The sequence below is a fragment of the Binatus sp. (SeqCode) genome, from assembly GCF_036522015.1.
Taxonomy (GTDB): Bacteria; Desulfobacterota; Binatia; order Binatales; family Binataceae; genus Binatus.
In genome coordinates this window covers 1-2,594 of record NZ_DATDGQ010000075.1, presented here as the reverse complement: position 1 = coordinate 2,594, position 2,594 = coordinate 1, and the positions used below count along the sequence as shown (strand labels likewise).

General features: G+C 63.0%; 2 protein-coding genes. Both read left to right on the top strand.

The window, feature by feature from the left end; genetic code table 11:
* Positions 1–685 (top strand): ABC transporter ATP-binding protein (locus VIW95_RS03190; protein WP_331583964.1); only part of this gene is annotated, 685 nt, incomplete at its 5' end.
* A gap of 3 nt (positions 686–688) precedes the next feature.
* The gene (locus tag VIW95_RS03185) at positions 689–2,524 is read left to right on the top strand and encodes an ABC transporter ATP-binding protein (protein WP_331583963.1); all 1,836 of its coding nucleotides are present in this window, start codon (positions 689–691) and stop codon (positions 2,522–2,524) included.
* Positions 2,525–2,594: the final 70 nt, after the last annotated feature.

Sequence of the window (2,594 nt, the reverse complement as noted above, 5' to 3'; positions counted from 1 at the left end):
GGACGTTACCGTGCGCGTGCCGGCCGGCGGCAAACTCGCGATCGTCGGGCGCACCGGCTCCGGAAAATCCACGATGGTGAAGCTGCTGACCCGCCTTATCGAGCCAACCGACGGGCGCGTACTGCTCGACGGCAAGGATATTCGCGACCTGCCGCTGCATTCGCTGCGCAAGACGCTCGGCGTGGTGCCGCAGGAGCCGATCCTGTTCTCCGACACGCTCGCGCGCAACATCGCGTTCGGACGCCCGGATGCGTCGGTGGCTGAAATTGAAAGCGCCGCACGCGTCGCGGGACTCGAATCGGACATCGCAGTGTTGCCGCATGGACTCGACACTGTCGTCGGCGAACGCGGCATGTCGCTGTCGGGCGGACAGAAACAGCGCGCCACGATCGCCCGCTTGCTGACTTACCGGCCCGCAGTCGTGGTGCTGGACGATGCGCTTTCGAGCGTCGATACGGAAACCGAAAAGTCGATCCTCGACGGCTTGGAGGCCTCGGTCAGCGGCCGGACCGCGATTGTCGTGTCGCATCGCGCGTCCACCGTGCGCGACGCCGACGAAATCGTGGTGCTCGAAGACGGCCAAATCGCCGAGCGCGGAACGCACGAGCAACTGATGGCGCGGCATGGAATCTACGCCGAACTGTTCCATCGCCAACTGATGGAAGAGGAGCTGGCGCGGTACTAGGCGATGCAGCAGGGCGAGGAAAAACAGCTCGGACGCGCGCGCGATTACGCGCTGCTGAAGTTCGTCTGGACGTATGTGCGTCCGTACCGGCGGCTGTTCTTCCTGTCTGTGATCCTGATGCCTCTGAACTCGGCCTTCGCGCTCGCGCAGCCGTACATCATTCAGCTCATCATCGATCTTTTCCTGGCTCATCATAAGACCGTGCCGCCGGCCTGGCTCGCCGCGATTTTCCGGCATACCGGCGGTGCGAGCCTGACGACGATGGCGCCGATTTACATTCTGTTGGTCGCTTGTGAGTTCGCGACATTCTACGCGCAGTTTTACCTGACGATAATGGTCGCGCAGTATTCGCTGTCAGATTTGCGGCTGGCCGTTTTCAACCACGTCGAGCGGCTGCCGATGTCTTTCTTCGATCGCACGCCGGTGGGCAGGCTGGTCAGCCGCATGACGACCGACATCGACGCGATCAACGACATGTTCGCGTCGGGAGCGCTGACCGTGTTCGTCGATGTGATGACGATGACGGGAATCGTGGTCATTATGTGGGCCAAGAGTCCGCACCTTGCGTTGTGGGCGCTGATCGCGATTCCGCCGCTGCTGCTGTTCATCAACCTTTTCCGGGTGCGGGCGCGCGTCGTTTACCGTCAGATTCGCGAGCGGCTGGCGGCGGTGAACGCGTACCTCTCCGAGTCGCTGGCGGGGATGACGGTTGTCCAGCTCTTTACCCGTGAACGCACCAGCCGCGACGAGTTCGACGTGCTGAACTCGCGCAGCCGCGACTCGCAGATGATGGCGAACATTTACGAGACCGGGCTCTTTGCGGCTGTCGATACTGTCGCATCAATCACGATCGGAGTGATCCTGTGGGCCGGCGGCGGCGAAGCGCTCCATCGCGCGATCACGATCGGCACCCTCATCGGTTTCATGCAGTACGCGCAGATGTTCTTCATGCCGCTGCGGGAAATTTCGAACAAGTACACCGCGCTGCAATCGGCGCTCGCGTCGGCGGAGCGAATCGAGCAGCTGATGGAAGAACCGTTCATCGTGTCGGCTCCCGCGATGCCGAAGCTGCCGACGGTTTCGCGCGGGTCGATCGTGTTCGATCACGTCAACTTCGAGTACCGTCGGGACGAACCGATACTGAAAGACCTGAGTTTCACGGTCGAGCCGGGACAGAAGATTGCGATCGTCGGACCTACCGGTTCCGGAAAAACGACCATCATCAAATTGCTGAACCGCTTCTACGACGTGCAGAGCGGCCGCATTCTGGTCGATGGAATCGACGTGCGCGAATGGGACCTGCGCGCGCTGCGGCGCACGATCGGCCTCGTACAGCAGGACGTCTTCCTGTTCGCCGGCGACGTGATCGAGAACATTCGGCTCGGGCTCGATCTCACCGAATCGGAAGTGCGCGATGCGCTCCGGCGCGCGCAGGCGTTGCGCTTCGTCGAGCGCCTGCCGGACGGGCTGAACGAGCAGATTCGCGAACGCGGCGCGAACCTTTCCGCCGGTCAGCGTCAACTCCTGTCGTTCGCGCGCGCGCTCGCCTACAACCCGCGAATCCTCGTGATGGATGAAGCGACCTCGAGCGTCGACAGCGAGACCGAGCGCCTCATTCAGCTTGCGCTCAACGAGTTGCTCGCGGAGCGCACCGCCGTCGTCATCGCGCATCGCCTCTCCACTATCGAGCGCGCCGATCGAATCATGGTCCTCGGCGGCGGCATGCTGCGCGAAAGCGGCACCCATGACGAGCTGCTGGCGCAGCGCGGACTATACTACCGGCTATTCGAATTGCAGTACGCCGCTATGGCAAACAGCGACCGCCTCGTGGCGGGCTGACGCCGCCTGACGGAAAGGGAAGTGGCTGGTATGACGCGGCGGCCGGCGCGGGCACCTCTTCGGGCGACCT